This window comes from Corallococcus sp. Z5C101001 (assembly GCF_007352635.1).
GTDB lineage: Bacteria > Myxococcota > Myxococcia > Myxococcales > Myxococcaceae > Corallococcus > Corallococcus silvisoli.
The window spans coordinates 111,337-132,794 of the sequence record NZ_VKLU01000013.1 but is presented as its reverse complement, the minus strand read 5'-3'; the positions used below and the strand labels follow the sequence as shown (position 1 = coordinate 132,794).

Here is a 21,458-nt window from a genome sequence, read left to right as displayed (position 1 = left end):
GGCGCTCACGAAAGACGCGAACGGGGCTCGTCGCGCACCCTGCCGCGACGAGCCCCAATCGCTACCGTCACTTCACGCCGTCACTCGCCGTGGTCCATGGGCTGCTCGGGGACCTGCTTCTGGGCGCCGCTGCCGCCGGTGCCTTGATCCGGGGCCGGGCTCTGGTGGTCGATGCCCGAGCCTTGCGGCTTCGGCTCCTCGCCGCTGCCTCCGACGCCGCTGCTGGAGCGGGACGGCTGCGTGCCCGCCACGTTGCGCTCCACCACGATCTCCACGCGGCGGTTGTTGGCGCGGCCCTCCGCCGTGGCGTTGCTCGCCACCGGCCGGCTCTTGCCCATGCCGCGGATCTGGATGCGCTCCCGCGGCACGCCCTGGGCGACCAGGAAGTCCCGCACGCTCTCCGCGCGGCGCTCCGACAGCTGGTCGTTGTACTCCTCCGTGCCGCGCGAGTCCGTGTAGCCCTCGATGATCAACGGGTTCCTCGACTCCTTCAGCGCCGTGGCCACGTCCGACAGCCGGTCGCGTGACGCGGGCAGCAGGCTCGTCGCGTTCGTCGCGAAGAGCACGCTGCCGGACAACGTCACCACCGTGCCGCGCGCCTCCTCGCGCACCTTCACGTTCTCATCCTGGAGCCGCGTCAGCGCATGGGAGGCCCGCTGCTCCGCCTGGAGCCTCGCCTGGCGCTCCTGCTCCAGTTGCTGCGTGCGCTGCTGGAGTTCCTGGTTCAGCTGGGCCAGCCGCTGCGACTCCGCCTCCTGCTGCTGCGCGTTCGCCGTGCGCATGCGCTCGGCCTCCTGCTGGCGCTGGGCGTCGTACTGCTGGCGCTGCTGCTCGTACAGCTGCCGCTGCTGTTCGTACTTCTCACGCTCCTCCTGCTGCTGACGTGCGAGCGTCTGCGCCCGCGACTCCTGATGCTGACGCAGCAACTGCTCCGCCTCCGCCCGCTGCTGCGCGGCCAGGTCCGCCTCGCCACGCGCCTCGGCGATCTCCGCCTTGCGCAGGGCCACGTACGCCAGCGAGCGGGTCTTCACCGAGCCCTTGCTCTGCGCGTACTCGTTCTCCGCCTCCTGCAACGCGGCCCGGGCCGCCGCCACGTCCGCGGGGCGCTCGCGGCCCTCGGGGCTCGTGGACACCTGCTGGTACGCCTGCCGCGCCGCGGTCAGCTCACTGGGCGGGGGCCCATGGGCACACCCCATCGTGAGCGCGGAGGCTCCCGCGATCGCCAGCCATCCAAGTTTCCATCGCTGCATGACGCTCTCCTCACAATCAAAGGGGGGGACTTCAGGGCTGGCCGCGCTGCATCGAATCGACCCGTTCAGAGGTCCGGCGCGCCTCGTTCTTCAGGGGGACCGCGCGGGCCAGCGCCGCCGCCAGGTCGGCGTCCGCGGCGGCCTGACGGAAGCGCAGCTCCGCGGCCTCCTGCTCGCCCTCCTGCATCAGCCGCTCGCCGTCGTTGATCTGCTGGCGGGCGAAGGCCAGGTGTCGGGCGGCCTCTGGCACGTTGGGCGCCTGGGAGTTCTCCGCCGAGCGCAGCGCCGCCTCTGCCTGGACGCGCTGCTGATGGGTGGACGTGAGAATCACCTGCCTGCTTGCACAGCCAAGGGCCGCGACGCAGAGCAGGGAAGCGGCGAACAGCTTCGGGCGCATGGATCACCTCATGCCGGTTGGAATGCTGGGACGCTCCGGCGCGACCCAGAGGGAGTCGGTTCAGAAAGTGGGGCGTGCGACCCCGGTCGGCATCGGCGACCTGTCTCCAACAGGCACGCTGGCCAAGGGGGTTGACAGGCGTCGTGTAGGGAACGAGGCGCACAGGCAGGCGACGCCGCCCAAGCCCGGCCCCGGCTGTCCCCGCGCACGGGCCGCTGGCCGCGCGGCGGCTGGGACGCTAGAGGGGGAGCATGCGCCTGCACCTCGTGGACGGCACGTATGAGCTGTACCGGGCCCACTACTCGCCCCGGCCGGGCACCACCGCGCCGGACGGGCGCGACGTGAAGGCCACGGCCGGCGTGATGGATTCCCTCCTCGCGCTGTTGCACGACGAATCCGAGGCCGTGACGCATGTCGCGGTGGCCTTCGACAACCCCATCCGCTCGTTCCGCAACGCGCTCTTCGCCGGTTACAAGGGAGACGAGGGCGTGCCGCCGGAGCTGCGCGCGCAGTTCGACCTGGTGGAAGAGGCGGTGGCCGCGCTGGGCGTGCGCGTGTGGTCCATGAAGGACCACGAGGCGGACGACGCGCTCGCCACCGCGGCGGCGCGCTGGGCGGGCGAGGTGGAGCAGGTGCGGCTGCTCACCCCCGACAAGGACCTGGGCCAGAGCGTGCGGGGCTCGCGGGTGGTGCAGGTGGACCGGCGGCAGCAGAAGGTGGTGGACGCGGAGGGCGTGAAGGCGAAGCTGGGCGTGGCCCCCGAGAGCGTGCCGGACCTGCTGGCGCTGATGGGCGACGACGCGGACGGCATCCCGGGGCTGCCGGGCTTCGGTGCGAAGGGCGCGGCGGCGGTGCTCCAGGCCTACGGCCACCTGGAGGCCATCCCGGACAGCGCGGCGGAGTGGACGGTGAAGGTGCGGGGCGCGGACAAGCTGGCGGCGACGCTGAAGGCGCACCGCGAGGACGCGCGGCTGTACCGCACGCTGGCCACATTGGTGGAGGACGCGCCGCTGCCGGGCACCGCGTCGCTCGCGGACCTGGAGTGGAAGGGCGTCCCGGAGGCGCGCTTCAAGGCGTTCTGTGAAGGATTGGGATTGAGGAGCCTCCAGCGCCGGCCAAAGCGCTGGGCGGCATAGAGGAAGCCATGGGTATGGAATTGAAGCCGCCGTCGTCGGATGACTGGGTCCCCACGCTGGAGGACACCCCCTTCCATCGCCTGGGAGGCGAGGAGGCGGTGCACGCGCTGGCGGAGACCTTCTACGACGTGATGGACGCGGAGGAGCCCACGCTCGCGAGCATCCACGAACTGGACGCGCAGGGCCGGGTGAACGCGGGCACGCGCCAGCGCTTCGGCATGTTCCTGGTGGGCTGGCTGGGCGGGCCGCAGCACTACAGCGCGACGCACGGCCACCCCCGGCTGCGCATGCGCCACGGGCACCTGCCGGTGGACACCGCGATGCGGGACGCGTGGCTGCGCTGCATGCGCAAGGCCATGGACGTGCGGGGCATCACCGGGGGCTTGAGGGGCTTCCTGGATGGCCGCTTCGCCCAGGTGGCGGACTTCCTGCGCAACACGGAAGGGTGAGGTTCATCGAGTCCATCCACATCGCCGGCATAGACTGACGCGATGAGCACGCGGATGCAGCCGCCAGCCCCCGGACGTGAGGACCTCTCCACTCCTTCCGCCGATGCGCTCGCGCCGCTGTTCGAGGAGGCCGTGAGCGCCACCGGCGCCTCCCGCCGCTTGATGGCCGGGCAGCTCAATGCCCTCATCGCCCGTTTGGTCCACACGGAGGACCCCGGCGCGCTCGCGCATGCGCTGCACGGACTCCTCGGGAGACAAGGCGTGGGTGATTTGGTGGATGAACAGGGCATCCCCGTCAGCATCGCCGCGACCCGGGGCCTGTTGGCCCTGCCCCATCCCCACCCGCTGGAGGTCCCTCCCGAGCGGCTGAAGGCCGTGTACCAGTACGGCTTCACGGTGACGCCGGCTCCGGCGAAGGGGATGCTCTTCGTGTTGGGGGTGGCGTCGCTGGTGCAGTTCGGCTGCTTCATCGTGGCGGAGAACCTCCGGAACAACTCCCATGGGCTCACCGCGGCGGGGGAGGCGCCGCTGGCTCCTCCTCCCGTCTCCACCTGGACGGAGGTGCTCGCCAGGTGGGGCTCCGAGCTGTGGCTGCTCGTGCGGCCCGGCTTTCCCCTCGTGCAGTTCGTGGGAGCCGTGCTCGCGTTCTTCTTCGCCACCGTCGCCGCGGACACCACGCGGGAGCGCCGCATGGCCCGGCGCATCTTCCTGGGGCTCGGCATCGTGGGCATCGACGTGGCGTTGGCGGCTCCCGCGGGCGACCACGAGACCTGGGGAGTGCTGGCCGCGGGAGTGGGGGCGCTGATCGCGGGCCTGATGCTGCGGGCCTCCCCACCCTCCAGGCCTCCTGTCCCTTGAGTGGCCGCCTGCACGGACATGGCCGGATGGCCGCGGCGCCCCCACCCTCCCATTTTCACCACCCACCACGGGGGTCGGGACCGATGCGTTCGAACAATGATGTCTGGAAGGCGGCGGGCTTCGGTGTCCTCGCGGGGATGCGGACCCTGACCGCGCCCGCGTTCCTCGCGCACGAGCTGTCGCGCAAGCCGAGCCGGCGTCTCAAGCGCGCCCTGCCGGGCCTCACGTCGAAGCGGGTATCCCAGCGGCTGAGGGTGCTGGCGCTGGGGGAGATGGTGGCGGACAAGTCGCCCAAGGCGCTCCCGCGCATCGACCGCAGGCTCATTGGCGGACGCGTCATCGCGGGCGCCATCACCGGCGCCGCCGTGTCGCGCGACCGCAAGGGCGCCAGGCTCGGGTTCGCCATCGTCGGCGCCGCGGCGGCCATCGCCTCCAGCTACTTCTTCTACGGCTTCCGCTCGCTCGTGTCGGGCAGGCTGCGCGTGCCCAACCTGGTCGCGGGCCTCTTCGAGGACGGTCTGGCCATCGCCCTGGGCTCGCGCCTCACGCAACACCTGCGCTAGGTCCCCGGCTCACCGTGGCGTCTTGCCGGCGGTGAGCCGCGCCTCCAGCCGCTCCAGCACCGCGTGCTCCGCCCGCGCCCGCTCCGCCAGGGGCGCGAAGAGCAGGCGCGAGCGCAGGCCCATGCCCTCCGTCAATTCGAACTGGCGCAGGTCCTCCGGCAGCGCGAGCAACACCTCTCCCAAGGGCCGCACCCGGTGCAACTGATAGGAGCCCGCCGCCTCCAGGGCGCGCACCACCTCGGTCTCGGGTTCGGCGCGGGCCAGGGCCTCGCGCGCCTGCTCCTCGTAGCGCAGGCCCGCCTCCACCCGGCCCTCCAGGTCCGCGAGCACCGCGGCCGAGGTGCGCTGCGCCTCCCTCACGAGCCGCAGCGGATCCAACGCCCGCTCCACCCGCCTGCGCACCGCCGGGGACGGCGCCCGGGCCCGGCCCTCCACGCGGGACAACACCGCGTCGCGGTAGCTGGCCGCGAAGCAGACCGCGAACAGCGCCTCCTCCAGCGGCGCCCGCTCGCGCGCGGCCAGGCCCTCCGCCAGGGCGCACAGCCCCTCCCCGGTGAGCACATAGCGGCGCCCCCGGGGGAGCCCCTTCGTCCCCGCGCCCACGCTCGCCTCCGCGTGGCCCGCGCGCACCAGCCGCTCCAGCGTCCGGCGCACCTGCGTCAGGTCGATGTCCTGGGACGGCCGGGTGACGTCGTGCTCCACCCAGTTGGTGAACAACAGAAAGAAGAAGCGCACGTCCGACACGCGGAAGCCGCCGGCGCGAGCCCCCGCCCCGTGCGCCGCGAGCAGGGCCGCCTGCACGAAGGTGGCCTGCGTGTCGATGTAGCCCAACCGCGCCGTCAGGGTGCTGTTCCGCGCCATGCCCCGGAGGATGCCAGCCCCCCTTCCTCCCGTCCCATCCCCCTCAGGTGACAGTGTCCGTCCGCGCGGATAGATAGATTCGCGCGCGTCATTCGTATGAGGGTCCGGCTCGAATTTCCGGAGGGACCTCCATGCTGCCCTGGCTCGTGCTCATCGCCGGCATCTGTTTTCTCATCGAACAAGCCGGGCGTGGGTGGAAGCTGCCCCGTGTGAAGGGCTGGCACCTGCGCGTGGTGATCATCAACCTGGCGCAGGTGGGCGTGGTGGTCCTGGGCGGGTTCACCTGGGACCGGTGGTTCTCCGCCGCGTCGCTCTTCCACTTGTCCCGGCACGTGGGCCCGGTGGTGGGCGGGGTGCTGGCCTATCTCATCGCCACGTTCGTCTTCTACTGGTGGCACCGCGCGCGCCATGAGAGCGACGTGCTCTGGCGCCTGTTTCATCAAATCCATCACAGCCCGCAGCGGCTGGAGGTCATCACCAGCTTCTACAAGCACCCGCTGGAGATGACGGTCAACAGCCTGATTGGCGGACTGCTCGTCTACATGGTGCTGGGGTTGAGCCCGGCGGCGGGCGCCATCTACACGGCCTGCTGCGCGCTGGGCGAATACTTCTATCACACCAACATCCGCACCCCGCGCTGGGTGGGCTGGTTCTTCCAGCGGCCGGAGATGCACCGCATCCACCACGAGTACGGCAAGCACAAGAACAACTACGGCGACCTGCCCCTGTGGGACAAGCTGTTCGGCACCTACGAGAACCCCGCCACCTGGGACGCCACGTGCGGCTTCGATGACGCGAAGGAGCAGCAGCTGGGCGCCATGCTCGCCTTCCGCGACGTGCACCGCTCGTAGGAGATGGCACACTGGCGCCCCCTTCGCTTCATCCGTGAGGTTGCGCCATGGCCAGCTCGCGTCGGCAGTTCCTGACCCACACCGTGATTGGACTCGCGAGCACCGCCGTGTCGGCGGCACCGGACGCGGGCACGCCCACGCCCGCTGGAGCGCCGCCCACCTTCGGCGCGGGCCCGACGGTGGGTCCGGAGGTCAGCCCCACCACCTTCGCGGAGGCGGAGAAGTTGATGCAGGTGCGGCTTACGCCCGAGGAGCGGGCCCAGGCCGCCGGCAACTGGCGCGTGTCCCTGGCCCCGCTCCAGGAGCGCCGCACCGGTCCGCGCACGCTCGCGCTGGAGCCCACGCTGTCGCCCGCCTCGCAGTGGAACCCTTCGCTGCCGGGCTTCAAGTCCACCGCCCCCGCGAGAGACCGCTTCGTGCGCAGCCGCGCCACGAAGACGCCCCTGCCCACGAAGGAAGAGGACATCGCCTTCGCGCCGCTCACGCAGCTGTCGCGCTGGGTGGAGTCCCGCGCCATCACGTCGGAGCGGCTGACGCAGCTGTACCTGGAGCGCCTGAAGCGCTTCGACCCTCGGCTCCAGTGCGTCATCACCCTCACGCCGGAGCTGGCGCTCGCGCAGGCCCGGCAGGCGGACCGCGACATCGCGGCGGGCCGGTACAAGGGCCCGCTGCACGGCATCCCGTGGGGAGCCAAGGACCTGGTGGACACCGCGGGCATCCGCACCACCTACGGCGCCGAGCCCTTCCGCGACCGCATCCCTACCACGGACGCCGCCGCGGTGGAGCGGCTTCACCGCGCGGGCGCCGTGCTGGTGGCGAAGCTCAGCCTGGGCGCGCTGGCGCTCAACGACGTGTGGTTCGGCGGGGAGACGAAGAACCCGTGGCTGCTGGAGGAGGGCTCCTCGGGCAGCAGCGCGGGGCCGGGCTCGGCGACGGCGGCGGGGCTCGTGGGCTTCTCCCTGGGCAGCGAGACGGGCGGCAGCATCGTGTCGCCCTCCATGCGCTGCGGCATCACCGGCCTGCGGCCCACCTTCGGCCGCGTGCCGCGCACGGGCGCGATGACGCTGTGCTGGTCGCTGGACAAGCTGGGGCCCATGACGCGAGGGGTGGAGGACTCGCTGCTGGTGCTGGCCGCGCTCAACGGGCCGGACGCGGGCGACGTGGCGAGCGTCCAGGCGAAGCTGGACTTCGACGCGAACGCGAGCGTGAAGGGCCTGCGCGTGGGCTACGTGCCCGCGTGGATGAAGGAGAGCCCCGCCACGGACGTGGACCGGGCGGCGCTGGAGACGCTCAAGGGCCTGGGGATGACGCCGGTGGAGGTCCAGTTCCCCGACTGGCCGTACTCCAGCCTCAACGTCATCCTCTTCGCGGAGGCCGCCGCCGCCTTCGAGGAGCTGACGCTCAGCCACGGCGTGGACGCACTCAGGATGCAGGTGCCGGACGCGTGGCCCAACCTCTTCCGCCAGTCCCGCTTCCTGTCCGCGGTGGACTTCGTCCAGGCGGACCGGCTGCGCCGCAAGGTGGCCCAGGAGATGGCGCGCGTGATGTCCCAGGTGGACGTGCTGCTCGTGCCCTCGCTGCGCGATGAAATCCTCACCATCTCCAACCACACGGGCCACCCGTCCCTCACGCTGCGCACCGGCTTCGTGGAGGTGTCCCAGGCCCGCAGCGACTGGGCGCCGGACCCCAAGCGGCCCGTGCCCACCTTCGCCACCCCGCGCCGCGTCCCCCATGGCGTGACCCTCATCGGCCAGCTCTTCGACGAGGGCACCCTGGGCCGCGTGGGCATCGCCCTGGAGCGCGCGTCCGGCGTCGCCGGGGAGCGCCCGCCCGGCTTCTGACCCCCGGAAGGCCCTGGGCTGATTGATTTGACAGGTCAGTCCAGAATCATTACGAAACGCGCATGGCACGGACGAAGGAGTTCGACCGCGACGAGGCCGTGCGTCGCGCGATGAAGGTCTTCTGGGAGCAGGGCTATGAGGCCACCTCCACGGACGACCTGCTGCGCGCGATGGGCATCGGGCGGCAAAGCATGTACGACACCTTCGGGGACAAGCACGGCCTCTACCTGGAGGCCCTGCGCTGCTACCAGGCGGAGTACAGCGCCAACCTGGTGGAGTGCCTGCGCTCCCACCCGTCTCCGCTGGGCGCGATCCGCGAGTACCTCCTCTCCATCCCCAACGGCACCCCGAAGGAGCGCGCCCGGGGCTGCCTCACGACGAACGCGACCTCGGAGCTGGCGAACGTGGATCCGGACGTCGCCACGCTGCTCAAGACCAGCGGGGCCCTGGGCCATGGCGCGCTGGAGCGCGTCGTGAAGGAGGCCCAGCGCAAGGGCGAGCTCAGCCCCCAGGTAGACTCCCGCGTCGCCGCCGGCTTCCTCCTCACCACCATCGCCGGCCTGCGCATGTCCGCCAAGGCCGGCACCCCGCCCGAGGCCCTCCGCGACATCGTGGACTTCGCCCTCGCGGGCCTCCAGTCCCGGTAGCACCTCCTGTCTCAGCGCGGCGCCACCGCCCGCTGTCTTCGCATGTCTGTATCTGGATTGTTCAGTCCAAATATCCGCAAGGAGCGCCACACCATGTCGATGAGCCACTACTACCTGCTGGGCCGTTCGGGGTTGCGCGTCAGCCCGCTGTCGCTGGGCACGATGACGTTCGGGAAGGAGGGGCCGCTGGGCGGCATCTGGGGCAGCACCGAGGACGTGGCCCGGACGCTGTTCAACCGCTACCTGGACGCGGGGGGCAACTCCGTGGACACCGCCGACCTCTACACGCACGGCACCAGCGAGACGCTGCTCGGGAAGTTCATGGAGGAGCGCGGGGACCGGGACCGCATCGTCCTCACCACCAAGTACACCTACAACTCCACCCGCCCGGGGGATCCGAACGCGGGGGGCAACAGCCGCAAGAACATGATGCGCGCGGTGGAGGCGTCGCTGCGGCGGCTGCGTACGGACTACATCGACCTGTACCTGCTGCACACCTGGGACCGCATCACGCCGGCGGAGGAGGTCGTCCGCACGTTCGATGACCTGGTGCGCGCGGGGAAGATCCGCTACGCCGGCTTGTCCGACGTGCCGTCCTGGTACGCGGCCCGCGCGCAGACCTGGGCGGAGGCGCACGCGCTGACGCCGCTCATCAACCTCCAGCTCCAGTACTCGCTGGTGGAGCGCAGCCTGGAGCACGAGTTCTCCCCGCTGGCGCAGACGCTGGGCATGGGCATCACCGCCTGGAGCCCGCTGGGCATGGGCCTGCTCTCTGGCAAGTACCGCCCCAGCGAGGGCGGCGCGCAGGGCGATGGCCGCCTCATCTCCGCGGTGGGCGGCCAGCAGCTGGGCCTGTTCACCGAGCGCAACTGGCGCATCGTCACCGTGCTGGAGCAGGTGGCGAAGGAGCTGGGCAAGGACATGTCCCAGGTGGCGCTGAACTGGGTGGCGACGCAGCCCGGCGTGGGCTCGGTCATCCTGGGCGCCAGCAACCCCAGTCAGCTGGACGGCAACCTCGCCGCGCTCGACTTCAGCATCCCCGCCGGGCTGCGCCGCCAGCTGGATGAGGCCAGCGCGCCGCCCGTGCCGTTCCCCCACTCGATGTTCTCCAATCCCTACCAGCTGGACCTGCACGGCAAGGCCGCCGTGGGGGACAAGCCCGCGGGCTACACCTCACCTGTCTTCACCGGGACCGCGGCCCGGGTCGGTTAGGGCACACCCCCCTTCCTCGTGGAGCCCGCCCGCGTCCGGCTTTCCCTCGGACCGGCCGACTCCCCCTGCGCGCCGTTCCCCCCGCCCGCCGGACCGTTCGGCCGCGCGGGCTCCGCTTCCTTCGTGGCGGCTGCGAAGGTGCCCCCATGGCTCAATCCCTCACGGTGCCTGACACACGGCCCTCCCTGGCTTCCTCGGCGAAGGACGCGCCAGGGGGGCGGGCCCGGCTCGCGTTCGCCGGAGGGCTCGTCCTGGCTCCCGTGGCGCTGGGCCTGTGGGCGCTCGCCGTCTGGGTCGGGGCTTCGGTGTCGGGGTGGGGGTACGTCGCGGGCCTGCTGCTCCTGTCCGCGGGGCTCCTGTCCCGCTCACGGCGGTGGCTGGGCCGGGCCGGCCTCGCGCTGTTGCTCCTCGTCGGTTCGACGCGGCTCGTGCTCGCGCGCGGGACCCACCTGGACACGCTCCACCTGCCGGCGGGAGGCCACCGCTGGGTGAATCGGCTCGTCGACGAGCGGGATGGGACGCTGCTCGCGGCGCATGTGCTGCTGCTCACCCGGCGTCTGCCCCGCTCCGACACGCGCGAGTTCGTCCGCGCGCTGGAGGCCGCCTTCGAGCGGATGGGCGCGGAGGAGGGCCTGGTCGCCACCCCCGCCATCGCGACCTACCTGGGGCTCCAGTCCCCGGAGTCCTTCGATGCGCTGGTGGTCTCTCCAGAGGGCCAGGAGAAGACAGACACGGCCGTGGTCTTCCTTCACGGCTTCGCCGGAAACTTCGCGGTGTATTGCTGGCAGATGGCCCAGGCGGTGCGGAGCATCTCCGCGCTCACCGTCTGCCCTTCCGTGGGGCCCGCCGGAGACTGGTGGGCGCCGCAGGGAGCGCGCACCCTCGAAGCCACCTACGCATGGCTGGCGGCGCGGGGCATCCGCCGCGTCTACCTGGGTGGGCTCTCCAACGGGGCCGTGGGCGCCACGCTGCTCGTCCATCGCGTGGCACCAGCGGGGCTCGAACTGCTCGGACTCATCCTCGTGGCCGGCGCGGAGACGGCGGCGGCCGCACCCGGCGTCCCCACGCTGATGGTGCAGGGGCGGACGGATACGATGATGCCCACGGCCTCCATGCGGGCCTTCTCCCGCCGCCTGGGCGGCGGCGCGACCTACGTGGAGACAGAAGGCGGCCACTTCGCCTTCCTCGACCACGCGGAGGAGTGCAGGAGCGCCATCTCCACCTGGCTCCTCCAGCGGGAGCGTGCGGCGCGGCCCCCGCTCCAACCCCAGGGCGCGACACCGCGGAGGCGCGACGCGCGATGAGCCGAGCGCCGCCCACTCCCCGAGCACTACCGTCGGGATGGGAAAACGGCGAGGCGCGACGCGCGATGAGCCGAGCGCCGCCCACTCCCTTGCCGAGGTCATCCCTCGCCGTGCTTCACCCCCCCGCGCGGCCACGCTCCAGGCGCGCACCGCACGCGGGGCCTCACCGCTCACAGCTCGTGCTGGATGAGCCAGAACACCGCGGTGCGGTGCGAGCGCGGGAAATACACGAGGTAGAGGTTGTGGAAGTCATGCGCGCCCGGGGCCACCACCGGGTTGTCGTAGAGGTGCGCCACCACCGGCACCTCCGTGCCGTCGCCCAGCTCCGCGGGGAGCACCGTGCCCAGCTCCGGGAAGGCGTACGCGATGCGGCTCGCGAAGTCCGCGTACGTCAGGTCCGCCAGCCGCTGGAACTGCACGCGCCGGTTCGAGGACAGCTCCGGCAGCGCCGCGAAGGCGCCCTCCACCACCCAGTCCAGCTGCGTGGGCTGCGTGTCCGCGATGGACGGCACGTTGAACGTCCACAGGAACTCATCGCAGAAGTTGTCGCCCGCCTTGCAGCGGGTGTGGCCCGCGGCCCGGGCCTCGTTGATGGCGTCGTTGTCCTCCAGCGTCGTGAGGGGCAGCGGGCCCGCGCTGTAATAGCGCTGGTAGAAGTCCTTGCACACGGGCCACATCCGCGACGTGAAGGCCGCCTCTCCGTCCGCGCACCACGCCTTCTGGCCCGAGGGCCGCTGGCACTGCTCCACCCAGGCCGCGTGCGCGTCCTGCGCGTCCGTGCACTGGGGCAGCGCCTGCGCGGGCGTCAGGTGCTGCGTCTCCACCACGCTCTCGTCACACACCTCGATGCGCGTGGCCACGTCCAGGTCACACGCCGTGAACAGGTCCTCCGGCGCGCAGGCGCCGTTGAGGCAGCCCAGGTACAGCCGGAACTGCTTGCCCGCGCCCGTGCCCGTGCTCACCACCGCCAGGTACTCGCCGCCCTGGGCCAGGGTCAGGCTGTTCACCTTGGACAGCTCGCCATAGCCCGCGTCGTCGTCCTGCGCGCGCACCGTGGTGCCGTAGCTGCCGCTGGCGTCCTTCGGGCCGTAGATGAACAGGCCCGTGTCCAGGTACATGCTGCTGCCCAGGTGCGTCACCTCCAGGCGCACCTGCGCGCCCGCGGCCACCTTGAAGTTGAAGGACAGGTACTGCGGGTTGGCCGTGAAGCGCGTCTGCACCGAGTCGTTCAGCCCCACCGGGCCCAGGAACGCCGTGCTGTCCACGATGTTGCCGCTCGCGGGCGCGGGCGGCGGGTACAGCACGGACCGCGTGCTCGTGCCCACCTCCGCCGGAGCTTCGGGGGACTCCATGGGCTCCTGCGAGGGACCGCACGCCACCACCAGCAGCGACGGCACCAGCCACGACAGCCGATTCCATGCGAGACGCATGCGACAATTCCTTGATTTTGTGGGAATACCTGGGTGGGACACCGCTGCGTGTTTCACACCCGGTGGTAGGCGTTCAAGTCACAACCGGCTCACGGGGCGAGAGGGAGCCCCGGAGCCGGCGGTGTCCGGCGCTTGCGTCAGGGCGCGGCGGGAAACAGGTAGCGCAGCAGGTCACCGAAGCGCGCGGACCACGCGGCCTCGTTGTGCTGGCCTCCCTGCACCACCGTGAACTTGAGGTCGCCGTCCAGCACCCACCCCTTGGCCACCAGCGCGTCGCGCAGCGCCTGGGCGTCCTCCACGGTCTCCGCCTGACTGCCGGAGCCTTCGTTCGTGCCGATGTCCTCCCAGATGCGCAGCGCGGGCTTCGCGCCCAGCGCGTCCACCTCCGCGAGGATCTCCCGGTCCGCCCACCACACCGACGGCGACACCACGCCCAGGCGGCTGAAGACGTCCGGGTGCTTGAGGCCCAGGGACATGGACACCAGTCCGCCCAGGGACGAGCCCGCGAGCCCCGTGGACTCGGCGCCCGGCTTCGTCCGGAACTCCGCGTCGATGCGGGGCTTCAGCTCCTGGATGAGGAACCGGCCATAGGCGTCCGCGCGGCCCGCGTCCGGGTAGCCCTCCGCCGCGTCGGGCACGGGCGTGTACTCCGCGATGCGGTCCTGGGTGTTGTAGACGCCCACGATGATGAGCGGCTCCACCGCGCCGGCCTGCACCAGCGCCTGCGCCGTCTCATCCACGTTCCACTCGCCGGCGTACGCGGTGCGCACGTCCATCAGGTTCTGCCCGTCGTGCATGTAGAGCACGGGGTAGCGGCGGGCGGTGTCCGCTTCATAGCCGGGCGGCAGCCAGATGATGACGTCGCGCGGACGCAGCGTCGGGTCGGTGGGCGTCACGCCGCGCAGGTAGCGCACGTCGCCCGTGAGCGACGGGGGCGGGGGCGGTGGGGGCGGGGTGAGGTCCGCCCAGCCGCCCACCTCCACGGGGACGCGCTCGAAGCCGCCGCCCGTGGTGAACGCGTGGTTGGCGACCTCCGCGCCCGTGTGGCTCTTCTCCACTGTCTCCCACGAACCGCGCGTCACCTTGAACTCCAGGGCCGTATCCACCGGGAAGGTGACGGCGCCAGCGTATGCGTTGCCCACGGCCTTGAAGAGCTTTACCTCCGCGCCGTTCCAGTTCCCCAGCTGGGGCTGGTTCCCGGACAGCCAGACCTCCCCATCCCAGGGCGTGATGTCCGGCACCCGGACGATGAACACGGTCTTCGCGCCTGTCTCCCCCGCCCCCGGGCCGAAGCGCTCCACCGTCAGCGCGACATTCTCCTCGTCCTCGTGGACCGTGAGGGTGCGCTCCGCCTCCGGTGCACCTCCGGCGTCGAGCGCCACCTGCGCCGAGGGCGCGGTCATCCGCACCGCGTAGGTGAAGGCGGTGTTCTTGGGCAGGCGCGCCTTCAGGCTGAACACGCGGCCGCCCTGGTAGACCAGCTCCAGGCCCCGCCCGTCGGGTCCGCCGAACGTGGCGCTGGGGCCGGTGAGGAAGAGCTCCGCGTTGGCGGGCGTCTCCGGCGGCACCGTCAGGTCGAACTGCACGTCGGAGTAGACCCGCTCGACCGGGGGCGTGGAGTCATCCGAGTGACAGGCCCAGAGGGCCGTCAGCGCCAGGACGAGCAGCAGGGTGGGCCGCGGGGAGCGGGAAGACGCCATGGATGCGCAAGCCTCCGGTGGCGGGGGGAGGGAGGGGAACCCCCACGCGAAGTCACACCGTACCAGCGCGGTCGGACACCGTCAGGGCAGGTCCCGGTGTCCGAAGCCAGCGCACCGGGGGGAGCCCCCCTTGGCAGGTGGTGGACAGTGCCTACCTTGCGCCGCGCACGGGGGAGGACGCCGGGCCGCATACTCCCGGGCCCCCCGAAGCGAAGGAGTCACATCTCATGAAGAAGCTGACGCTGCTGGCCATGACGCTGGGCGCCCTGTCGGTGGGCGTGGGCTGCCACCGCAACACCCGCGAGTCCGCCAAGGACGACATGGAGGAGGCCGGCGACAAGGCGAAGGACACCGCCGAGGACGCCGCCGACAAGGCGGGCGACGCGGTGGAGAAGGCCGGCGACAAGATCGAGGACGCGACCGACAAGTAGTCCCGCGCGCGACCGCGCGGAAGAAACGCCAACACCCTGGACACCGGACACCCGCGCGGGGGCCGGCCTCCAGGGTGTTGTCGTCAGCGGAGTCCCCGCGCGTCAGTCACGGACTACGGGTTGACGGGGATGTACCACTGCCAGAAGAAGCTCTTGATGGTCTGCCGCAGGCTCTCGTAGTGCGTGTAGTCGATGGTGGTGCCGAAGTCCCAGGTGGCGACCTCCTTGTAGGGGTCGGCCATGCAGGACGCGGTGGCGTGGATGGCCAGGGTGTGGCCGTTGTTCACGCTGGCGGTCGCGCTCTCCCACCGGCCCACCGCGCGGGTGTAGCCGTGGGACTCGACGCGGCCGGTGCTGCCATAGCCATACACGGTGCGGGTGGCGATGTTGTCGAAGCTGCCGCCCTGGGTGACGGTGTGGTTGAGCTGGTAGACGCCATCCACGGAGTAGCGGCCCGTCTCCTCCGCGATGGCGCGGTTGCCGGGGCGGTTGTCACCGTTGATGTACGTCCGGCCCGTGATGCGGCCCTGGTGGTCGAAGCGGGCCTGGCAGGGCGAGGTGCAGGTGCCGTAGACGGGCTGGACGATGTGGAGGGTCGTCATGGAGCCGTCCGGGTTGAACACCGTCACCCACTTGTCGATGGTGTAGAGCAGCTGCGAGCAGCTGAGCCGCAGCGTCAGGTTGCTGTTGCCATCCGCCGAGCCGGAGATCTCGTGCACGCTGGAGAGGAACTTGCCCTGGGCATAGGAGGTCATCCAGTGCTTGGCGCCCTCGCCGTTCCAGCCAGAGCGGCTGCTCAGGTGCGCGGAGCCGTAGAGGGAGTAGCCGCCGCTGGCGGGGTTGCGGCCCTTCACCATCTGCCACGAGCAATTGCAGGGACCCGCGGTGGGCTTCAGCAGCGCCAGCTGGTGGGCGTACACCAGCACCTCGCCGCGCAGCTCGGGGAAGGCTTCGGAGACCTGCCCGACCAGGTCGAACTTGGCGTCCCCGGTCTTCTCACGCAGGATCTTGATGGCGTCGTCCAGGTCCTCGCTCAGGCGCACCACGCCCTCGCTGGCCGCGGTCCCCATGGTCGCCACCAGCCCGCACTTGTCCTCGGACTCGCAGTCCAGGGTGAGGTCGTAGGGCCGGGTGCTCACCGCCTGGCCCTTCGCGTCCTGCAGGACCAGCTTGCGCGACCAGCCCGTCTCCCACGGATCCTTCACCGCGCCGAACAGCTTGACCTCCGACTCCTTGCCCGGCTGCGGCTTGACGTCAACGCTCTCGCCGGCGCCGTCCTTGCCGTCCAGGGACACCAGCCGCAGGCCCTGCTCCGGGCTCGCGTCCTCCGACCACAGGATGCGCGCCGTCAGCGCGCCATCTTCGATGTTCACGTCGATGATGGTCGCCGCGGGAGCCTGGAAGGGGCCTTCCGACTTGGTCGCCGCGTGCGCGGGCGCGGAGGCGATGAGGCCTCCGAGCGCCAGGGAGGTCAGGGACAGCGAACGCAACAGGGACGGGACGAGGCCACGAAGGCCTCGCACGGAGCTGTGGGGCATGGGGTGATTCCTTGTGAGGTGAAGAGGCGTGGGCTGACAGGCTTTGTCCGGCCACGTCAGGGATGCAGAGCAGCTTCCATGCCAGTCATTGTCTTGGGTTGGGGAATGGGAAGGCTTTGCCAGCGATTTCAATCTATGCGGGCATCACAGCAAGAACATGTTTTGAGCTGTGAATGTGTCCCATCGCGCTACGAAAACCGGTGGGGTTGTAGCGCGGGCTGTTACTCCCCAGGTCCACACGGGAACCGAGGCCTGCCCCCCGTGCTAGAAGGGGAGGGTGATTTCCGCCCTTCCCAGCTCGGAGCGCGCGGGCGTCGCGCGGCTCGCCTTCGAGCGCTCCGGCCCCCGCACCGTTGTACGCACCGCGTTGGCGCACAGCCCCTTACGGCTGCTCACGCCTCGCAACCACGGCCACGCGGCCTGGGCCTACACCAGCTCTTTCGGCGGCGGGCTGGTGGACGGGGACCACCTGCGGCTGGAGGTGGACGTGGCGGACGGGGCCACGGCGCTCGTGGCCACCCAGGGCGCCAACCGCGTCTACCGCTCCCCCAAGGGCTGCCAGAGCGAGCTGCGGGCGCGCGTGGGCCCGGAGGCGTTGCTGGCATGGGTGCCGGACCCGACTGTCTGTTTCGCCGATGCGCGCTATTCACAGACATTTGACGTGACGCTGGCGCGGGGTGCGTGCCTGGTATTGGCGGACGTGGTGTCGGCCGGGCGCAGCGCCCGGGGGGAGCGGTGGGCCTTCCAGCGCTACGCGTCCCGCCTGCGCGTCGAGCGCGAGGGCCGCGCGCTCGTGGACGAGCGGTGGGTGCTGGACCCCGCGCACGGCGCGCTGACCGAGCGGCTGGGCCGCTTCGACGCGCTGGCGTCGGTGCTGTTGGTGGGGCCCGCGCTCTGCTCCGCGCGGGAGGCGCTGGCCGCGCGGGTGGCGGCGCTGCCGGTGAAGCCGCGCGACCGGGAGGTGGTCTCCGCGAGTCCGCTGGGTGAGGACGGGCTGCTGCTGCGCGTGGCGGCCGTCTCACTGGAGACGCTGCTGGCCACCACGCGCGACTGGCTGTCGTTCCTGCCGGGCCTGCTGGGGGACGACCCGTGGGCCCGGCGGGTGTGACTCAGCCGTAGCGGGTGAGGTCGAACGACTCGTAGCCGGGGTACAGCCGGTCGATGTGCTCCGCCGTCAGGTTGATCAAGTCCTTGTGGTTGTTCGTCTTCCACTCGGCGGTGTTGGCATCCATCAGGCGGCTCTCGCCGTCCGTCTTGTGCAGGCCGATGACGTGGCCCTCCGCGGCCTCGCCCGGCTTGCGCAGGCCCATCCGGTAGTGGCCGTTCTCCTTCGTGCCGTCGAACAGCTTCTGCGCGAAGGATTCGCCCTGGATGGGCTCGTAGTCCTGCACGCGCACGCCCGGGTAGCCACCGCCCCGGCCCGCGCGGAAGGCGGCGGTCTCGGCCTGCAGCTCATGGTGCGTCTGGGTGATGGCCGCCGAGTCCAGCTTCGCCTGGGCGCTGCCCTCCTTGATTTCATGGCCCAGCGCCTTGCGCTGCGCCAGCAGGCTCTGGCGCTCGTCGGGGGACAGGTCCGGGTCGGTGAGCTTTTCGTTGATGGCCCCGCGCTGCGCCTGCTTGAGCTTCAGCCCCGCGATGTCGTCCTGGAGCTTGGCGATGGACGCGATGTTGGCGTTGTTCCTGCGCGTGATGGCGTCGCCCTGGAGCGATTCGACGTGCTGCTTGTCGATGAGGCCCGCGAACTGGTGGTCCGTCACCTTGCCGAACGCCTGCGAGCCCTTCTTCGGGTCGCCGCCCGCTTCGATGCCGGTGCGGATCCACTCGGAGGTCATCGCGCTGCACACGCCCGCGTCCGTGCCGGAGGGCAGGCCCGGCTTCTTCAGCATCGGGTGGCCGCCCTGGTCCGTGTAGCGCAGCACCTCCGCGCCCGGGAGCTCCTGCTTCATCTCCTCGCACACCTGCTGGATTTCAGGCCGCGGCGCCGCCGCCCTGCCCTTGCCCGGCGTGCGACCCAGGGCCAGGTCCTGGATCTCACTCTCGGAGAGCTGGGGGGCCTGCATCTGGGGGCCCTGGAGCTCGTGCGCGTTGATGTTCGGGCGCGGCGAGGAAGAGGAGGAGGAAGAGGAGGCCGGGGAGCTCATGGACGGCTTGAACGCGTCCCCCAGCGACGTCCTGTCCGGCGTGGGGGGCCGGGGGACCGGCGACGCGCTCGGGGGCAGGGTCGAGGACGACGACGCGGCAGGCGGCTTCATCTGCGCCGGCGGCTTCGTAGAGGTCGACGCCGAGCTCGACGAGCTCGCCGTGCTCGGCACCGTCGGTGCGGCCGGGGGCGTCGTCTTGGGCGTCCGGGAGAACGCGGCCTTGATGCTCTTCATGGAGTGGGCCCTCTTGAAGGGGGAAAACGCGGAACAGCCGTATCCTGGCTCAGGGTGACGCGTCGCGCTAGGTTGACGGGGTCGAAATCCCCGCCGGACCCCCGAGGGAGTCGCGCCCATGCATCTGTCCCCCCGTGACGTGGACAAGCTGCTGCTGCATCAGGCGGGCGTGGTCGCCCAGAAGCGGTTGGCGCGGGGCCTGCGCCTCAACTACCCGGAGGCGGTGGCGCTCATCGCCACGCAGCTGCTGGAGTTCATCCGCGACGGCCGGAGCGTGGCGGAGCTGATGGACCTGGGGCGGCGGTTCCTGGGGCGCGCGCAGGTGATGGACGGCGTGCCGGAGATGCTGCTGGAGGTGCAGGTGGAGGGCACCTTCCCGGACGGCACCAAGCTCGTCACGGTGCACCACCCGGTGGTGGCGGAGCACGGGGACCTGTCGCTGGCGCTCCATGGCAGCTTCCTGCCGGTGCCTTCGCTGGAGCGCTTCACGGTGCCCGCCGCGTCGCCGGAGGGGCCGCCCGGGCACGTGCGCGCGGAGGGCGGCACGGTGGAGCTGAACGCGGGCCGGAGGGCCGTCAGCCTGCGCGTCACGCACCGGGGGGACCGGCCCGTGCAGGTGGGCAGTCACTACCCGTTCGCGGAGGTGAACCGCGCGCTGGTGTTCGACCGGGGCGTCGCCTACGGCCACCGGCTGGACATCCCCGCGGGCACGGCGGTGCGCTTCGAGCCGGGCGAGGTGAAGACCGTGTCGCTGGTGCCCATCGCCGGGGAGCAGGTGGTGCGCGGCGGCAACGCGCTGGGCGGCGGCAAGGTGTCCGACGCGGGCCGCGAGCAGCTGCTCTCGGCCGTGCGCGCGCAAGGCTTCGGTCACGAGGACGCGAAGGAGGAGGACCGCTCATGAGCCGCACGATGGATCGCCGCCACTACGCGGACATGTTCGGCCCCACCACGGGGGACCGGGTGCGGCTGGGGGACACGGGCCTGTGGCTCCAGGTGGAGCGCGACGCCACCGTGTACGGGGACGAGTGCAAGTTCGGCGGCGGCAAGGTGCTGCGCGAGGGCATGGGCCAGCGCGCGGGCGTGGGGGACAAGGGCGCGCTCGACTGCGTCATCACCAACGCGCTCATCGTGGACTGGACGGGCATCCACAAGGCGGACGTGGGCATCAAGGCCGGGCGCATCGCGGGCATTGGCAAGGCGGGCAACCCGGACGTCATGGCGGGCGTCACGCCGGGCATGGTGGTGGGCGTCACCACGGAGGTCATCGCGGGAGAGGGGCTCATCCTCACCGCGGGCGGCCTGGACACGCACATCCACTTCATCAGCCCGCAGCAGGCGGACGAGGCCATCGCCAGCGGCATCACCACCTGGGTGGGCGGCGGCACCGGCCCGGCCACGGGCACCAACGCCACCACCTGCACGCCGGGCGCGTGGAACCTGGCGCGGATGCTGGAGGCCACGGACACGCTGCCCCTGAACATCGGCCTCACCGGCAAGGGCAACACGTCGCTGCCGGACGGGCTGCTGGACCAGGTGCGCGCGGGCGCCATCGGGCTCAAGCTGCACGAGGACTGGGGCACCACGCCGGCCGCCATCGACACCTGCCTCACGCTGGCGGATGGCGAGGACGTGCAGGTCACCATCCACACGGACACCCTCAACGAGTCTGGCTACGTGGATGACTCGCTGGCCGCGTTCAAGGGCCGCACCATCCACACGTACCATTCGGAGGGCGCGGGCGGCGGCCACGCGCCGGACATCATCCGCGTGTGCGGCGCGCCCAACGTGCTGCCCAGCTCCACCAACCCCACGCGGCCGTACACGGTGAACACGCTGGATGAGCACCTGGACATGCTCATGGTGTGTCACCACCTGGACCGCGAGATTCCGGAGGACGTGGCCTTCGCGGAGAGCCGCATCCGCGGGGAGACCATCGCCGCGGAGGACATCCTCCACGACCTGGGCGCCATCAGCATGATGGCCTCCGACAGCCAGGCCATGGGCCGGGTGGGCGAGGTCATCACCCGCACGTGGCAGACGGCGCACAAGATGCGCGAGCAGCGCGGACGGCTCCCGGGCGAGCAGGGCGACAACGACAACCTGCGCATCCGCCGCTACGTGGCGAAGTACACCATCAACCCGGCCATCGCCCACGGGCTGTCCCATGAGGTGGGCTCCGTGGAGGTGGGGAAGCTGGCGGACCTGGTGCTGTGGCGGCCCGCGTTCTTCGGCGCGAAGCCGGAGCTGGTGCTCAAGGGAGGCTTCATCGCCTGGGGGCAGATGGGAGACGCGAACGCGTCCATCCCCACGCCGCAGCCGTACCTCATGCGCCCGATGTTCGGCGCGCGCGGCCGGGCGCTCGGCTCCACCAGCATCGCGTTCGTGTCCGGACGCGCGCTGGCGGAGGGCACCGTGCAGGGCCTGGGGCTCACCAAGCGGCTGTCCGCGGTGGCGAACTGCCGCCGCCTGGGCAAGAAGGACATGCGGCTCAACGACGCGCTGCCGGTCATCACGGTGGATCCCGAGACCTACGAGGTCCGGGCGGACGGAGCGCTCTTGCGCTGCGAGCCCGCGAGCTGGCTGCCCCTGGCCCAGCGCTACTCGCTGTTCTGAGG

General features: G+C 71.2%; 21 protein-coding genes. 14 read left to right on the top strand and 7 right to left on the bottom strand.

Going from position 1 to position 21,458, the window contains the following annotated elements; genetic code table 11:
- Nucleotides 1-80 precede the first annotated feature (80 nt).
- Both FOF48_RS27575 and FOF48_RS27570 read right to left on the bottom strand, forming a co-directional pair.
- Nucleotides 81-1,250 carry an OmpA family protein gene (locus FOF48_RS27575; protein WP_143906268.1) on the bottom strand — a complete coding sequence of 390 codons (1,170 nt, stop codon included), beginning with the start codon at nt 1,248-1,250 and terminating at the stop codon, nt 81-83.
- 31 nt (nt 1,251-1,281) lie between these two features.
- Nucleotides 1,282-1,647 (bottom strand): DUF4398 domain-containing protein, encoded by a 366-nt coding sequence (locus FOF48_RS27570; protein ID WP_143906266.1) that lies wholly within the window; start codon nt 1,645-1,647, stop codon nt 1,282-1,284.
- A 251-nt stretch (nt 1,648-1,898) separates the two neighbouring features.
- On the opposite strand from FOF48_RS27570, the gene FOF48_RS27565 reads away from it, so the two are divergent.
- From FOF48_RS27565 to FOF48_RS27550, 4 genes are all read left to right on the top strand, one after another.
- Nucleotides 1,899-2,783: a 5'-3' exonuclease H3TH domain-containing protein gene (locus tag FOF48_RS27565; RefSeq protein WP_143906264.1), complete on the top strand. Its 885-nt coding sequence runs from the start codon at nt 1,899-1,901 to the stop codon at nt 2,781-2,783.
- Between the two features lie 8 nt (nt 2,784-2,791).
- Nucleotides 2,792-3,232 carry a group II truncated hemoglobin gene (locus FOF48_RS27560; RefSeq protein ID WP_186002096.1) on the top strand — a complete coding sequence of 147 codons (441 nt, stop codon included), beginning with the start codon at nt 2,792-2,794 and terminating at the stop codon, nt 3,230-3,232.
- A gap of 42 nt (nt 3,233-3,274) precedes the next feature.
- Nucleotides 3,275-4,090: a hypothetical protein gene (locus FOF48_RS27555; RefSeq protein ID WP_143906262.1), complete on the top strand. Its 816-nt coding sequence runs from the start codon at nt 3,275-3,277 to the stop codon at nt 4,088-4,090.
- An 83-nt stretch (nt 4,091-4,173) separates the two neighbouring features.
- Nucleotides 4,174-4,653, top strand: coding sequence for a DUF4126 family protein (locus tag FOF48_RS27550; RefSeq protein ID WP_143906259.1), 480 nt, complete (start codon nt 4,174-4,176; stop codon nt 4,651-4,653).
- Nucleotides 4,654-4,662: 9 nt separating this feature from the next.
- Here the strand turns inward: FOF48_RS27550 and FOF48_RS27545 are convergent, their stop codons facing one another.
- Nucleotides 4,663-5,514 (bottom strand): hypothetical protein, encoded by an 852-nt coding sequence (locus tag FOF48_RS27545; RefSeq protein ID WP_143906258.1) that lies wholly within the window; start codon nt 5,512-5,514, stop codon nt 4,663-4,665.
- A 131-nt stretch (nt 5,515-5,645) separates the two neighbouring features.
- On the opposite strand from FOF48_RS27545, the gene FOF48_RS27540 reads away from it, so the two are divergent.
- From FOF48_RS27540 to FOF48_RS27520, 5 genes are all read left to right on the top strand, one after another.
- Nucleotides 5,646-6,365, top strand: a complete 720-nt coding sequence (locus FOF48_RS27540; RefSeq protein ID WP_143906256.1) for a sterol desaturase family protein — start codon at nt 5,646-5,648, stop codon at nt 6,363-6,365.
- A 47-nt stretch (nt 6,366-6,412) separates the two neighbouring features.
- Nucleotides 6,413-8,206, top strand: coding sequence for an amidase (locus tag FOF48_RS27535; RefSeq protein ID WP_143906254.1), 1,794 nt, complete (start codon nt 6,413-6,415; stop codon nt 8,204-8,206).
- Nucleotides 8,207-8,268: 62 nt separating this feature from the next.
- A complete protein-coding gene (locus tag FOF48_RS27530; RefSeq protein WP_143906252.1) occupies nt 8,269-8,853 on the top strand; it encodes a TetR/AcrR family transcriptional regulator in 585 nt (194 codons plus the stop codon).
- A 93-nt stretch (nt 8,854-8,946) separates the two neighbouring features.
- Entirely contained in the window at nt 8,947-10,065 is a 1,119-nt protein-coding gene (locus FOF48_RS27525; protein WP_143906250.1) for an aldo/keto reductase, read from the top strand.
- A gap of 146 nt (nt 10,066-10,211) precedes the next feature.
- Nucleotides 10,212-11,369 carry an alpha/beta fold hydrolase gene (locus FOF48_RS27520; protein ID WP_143906248.1) on the top strand — a complete coding sequence of 386 codons (1,158 nt, stop codon included), beginning with the start codon at nt 10,212-10,214 and terminating at the stop codon, nt 11,367-11,369.
- A gap of 170 nt (nt 11,370-11,539) precedes the next feature.
- Here FOF48_RS27520 and FOF48_RS27515 read toward each other — a convergent pair whose 3' ends face one another.
- Both FOF48_RS27515 and FOF48_RS27510 read right to left on the bottom strand, forming a co-directional pair.
- Nucleotides 11,540-12,799 (bottom strand): hypothetical protein, encoded by a 1,260-nt coding sequence (locus FOF48_RS27515; protein ID WP_143906246.1) that lies wholly within the window; start codon nt 12,797-12,799, stop codon nt 11,540-11,542.
- A 137-nt stretch (nt 12,800-12,936) separates the two neighbouring features.
- The gene (locus FOF48_RS27510) at nt 12,937-14,499 is read right to left on the bottom strand and encodes an alpha/beta hydrolase-fold protein (RefSeq protein ID WP_143906244.1); all 1,563 of its coding nucleotides are present in this window, start codon (nt 14,497-14,499) and stop codon (nt 12,937-12,939) included.
- 227 nt (nt 14,500-14,726) lie between these two features.
- Here FOF48_RS27510 and FOF48_RS27505 point away from each other — a divergent pair, with 227 nt between their 5' ends.
- Entirely contained in the window at nt 14,727-14,930 is a 204-nt protein-coding gene (locus FOF48_RS27505; RefSeq protein WP_143906242.1) for a YtxH domain-containing protein, read from the top strand.
- A 113-nt stretch (nt 14,931-15,043) separates the two neighbouring features.
- Here FOF48_RS27505 and FOF48_RS27500 read toward each other — a convergent pair whose 3' ends face one another.
- Nucleotides 15,044-16,468 carry a hypothetical protein gene (locus FOF48_RS27500; protein WP_143906240.1) on the bottom strand — a complete coding sequence of 475 codons (1,425 nt, stop codon included), beginning with the start codon at nt 16,466-16,468 and terminating at the stop codon, nt 15,044-15,046.
- A gap of 277 nt (nt 16,469-16,745) precedes the next feature.
- On the opposite strand from FOF48_RS27500, the gene FOF48_RS27495 reads away from it, so the two are divergent.
- Complete coding sequence (locus FOF48_RS27495; protein WP_143906238.1) at nt 16,746-17,576, top strand: urease accessory protein UreD; 831 nt, start codon at nt 16,746-16,748, stop codon at nt 17,574-17,576.
- A gap of 1 nt (nt 17,577) precedes the next feature.
- Here the strand turns inward: FOF48_RS27495 and FOF48_RS27490 are convergent, their stop codons facing one another.
- The gene (locus FOF48_RS27490; RefSeq protein ID WP_143906236.1) at nt 17,578-18,528 is read right to left on the bottom strand and encodes a hypothetical protein; all 951 of its coding nucleotides are present in this window, start codon (nt 18,526-18,528) and stop codon (nt 17,578-17,580) included.
- A gap of 25 nt (nt 18,529-18,553) precedes the next feature.
- Here FOF48_RS27490 and FOF48_RS27485 point away from each other — a divergent pair, with 25 nt between their 5' ends.
- The 3 genes from FOF48_RS27485 to ureC are packed head-to-tail and all read left to right on the top strand — an operon-like array spanning nt 18,554 to nt 21,456.
- Complete coding sequence (locus FOF48_RS27485; RefSeq protein ID WP_143906234.1) at nt 18,554-18,901, top strand: hypothetical protein; 348 nt, start codon at nt 18,554-18,556, stop codon at nt 18,899-18,901.
- A gap of 60 nt (nt 18,902-18,961) precedes the next feature.
- Entirely contained in the window at nt 18,962-19,744 is a 783-nt protein-coding gene (gene ureA / locus FOF48_RS27480) for an urease subunit gamma (protein ID WP_143906232.1), read from the top strand.
- Nucleotides 19,741-21,456 (top strand): urease subunit alpha, encoded by a 1,716-nt coding sequence (gene ureC, locus FOF48_RS27475; RefSeq protein WP_143906230.1) that lies wholly within the window; start codon nt 19,741-19,743, stop codon nt 21,454-21,456. Before ureA ends, ureC begins: the two co-directional genes overlap by 4 nt.
- Nucleotides 21,457-21,458 lie beyond the last annotated feature (2 nt).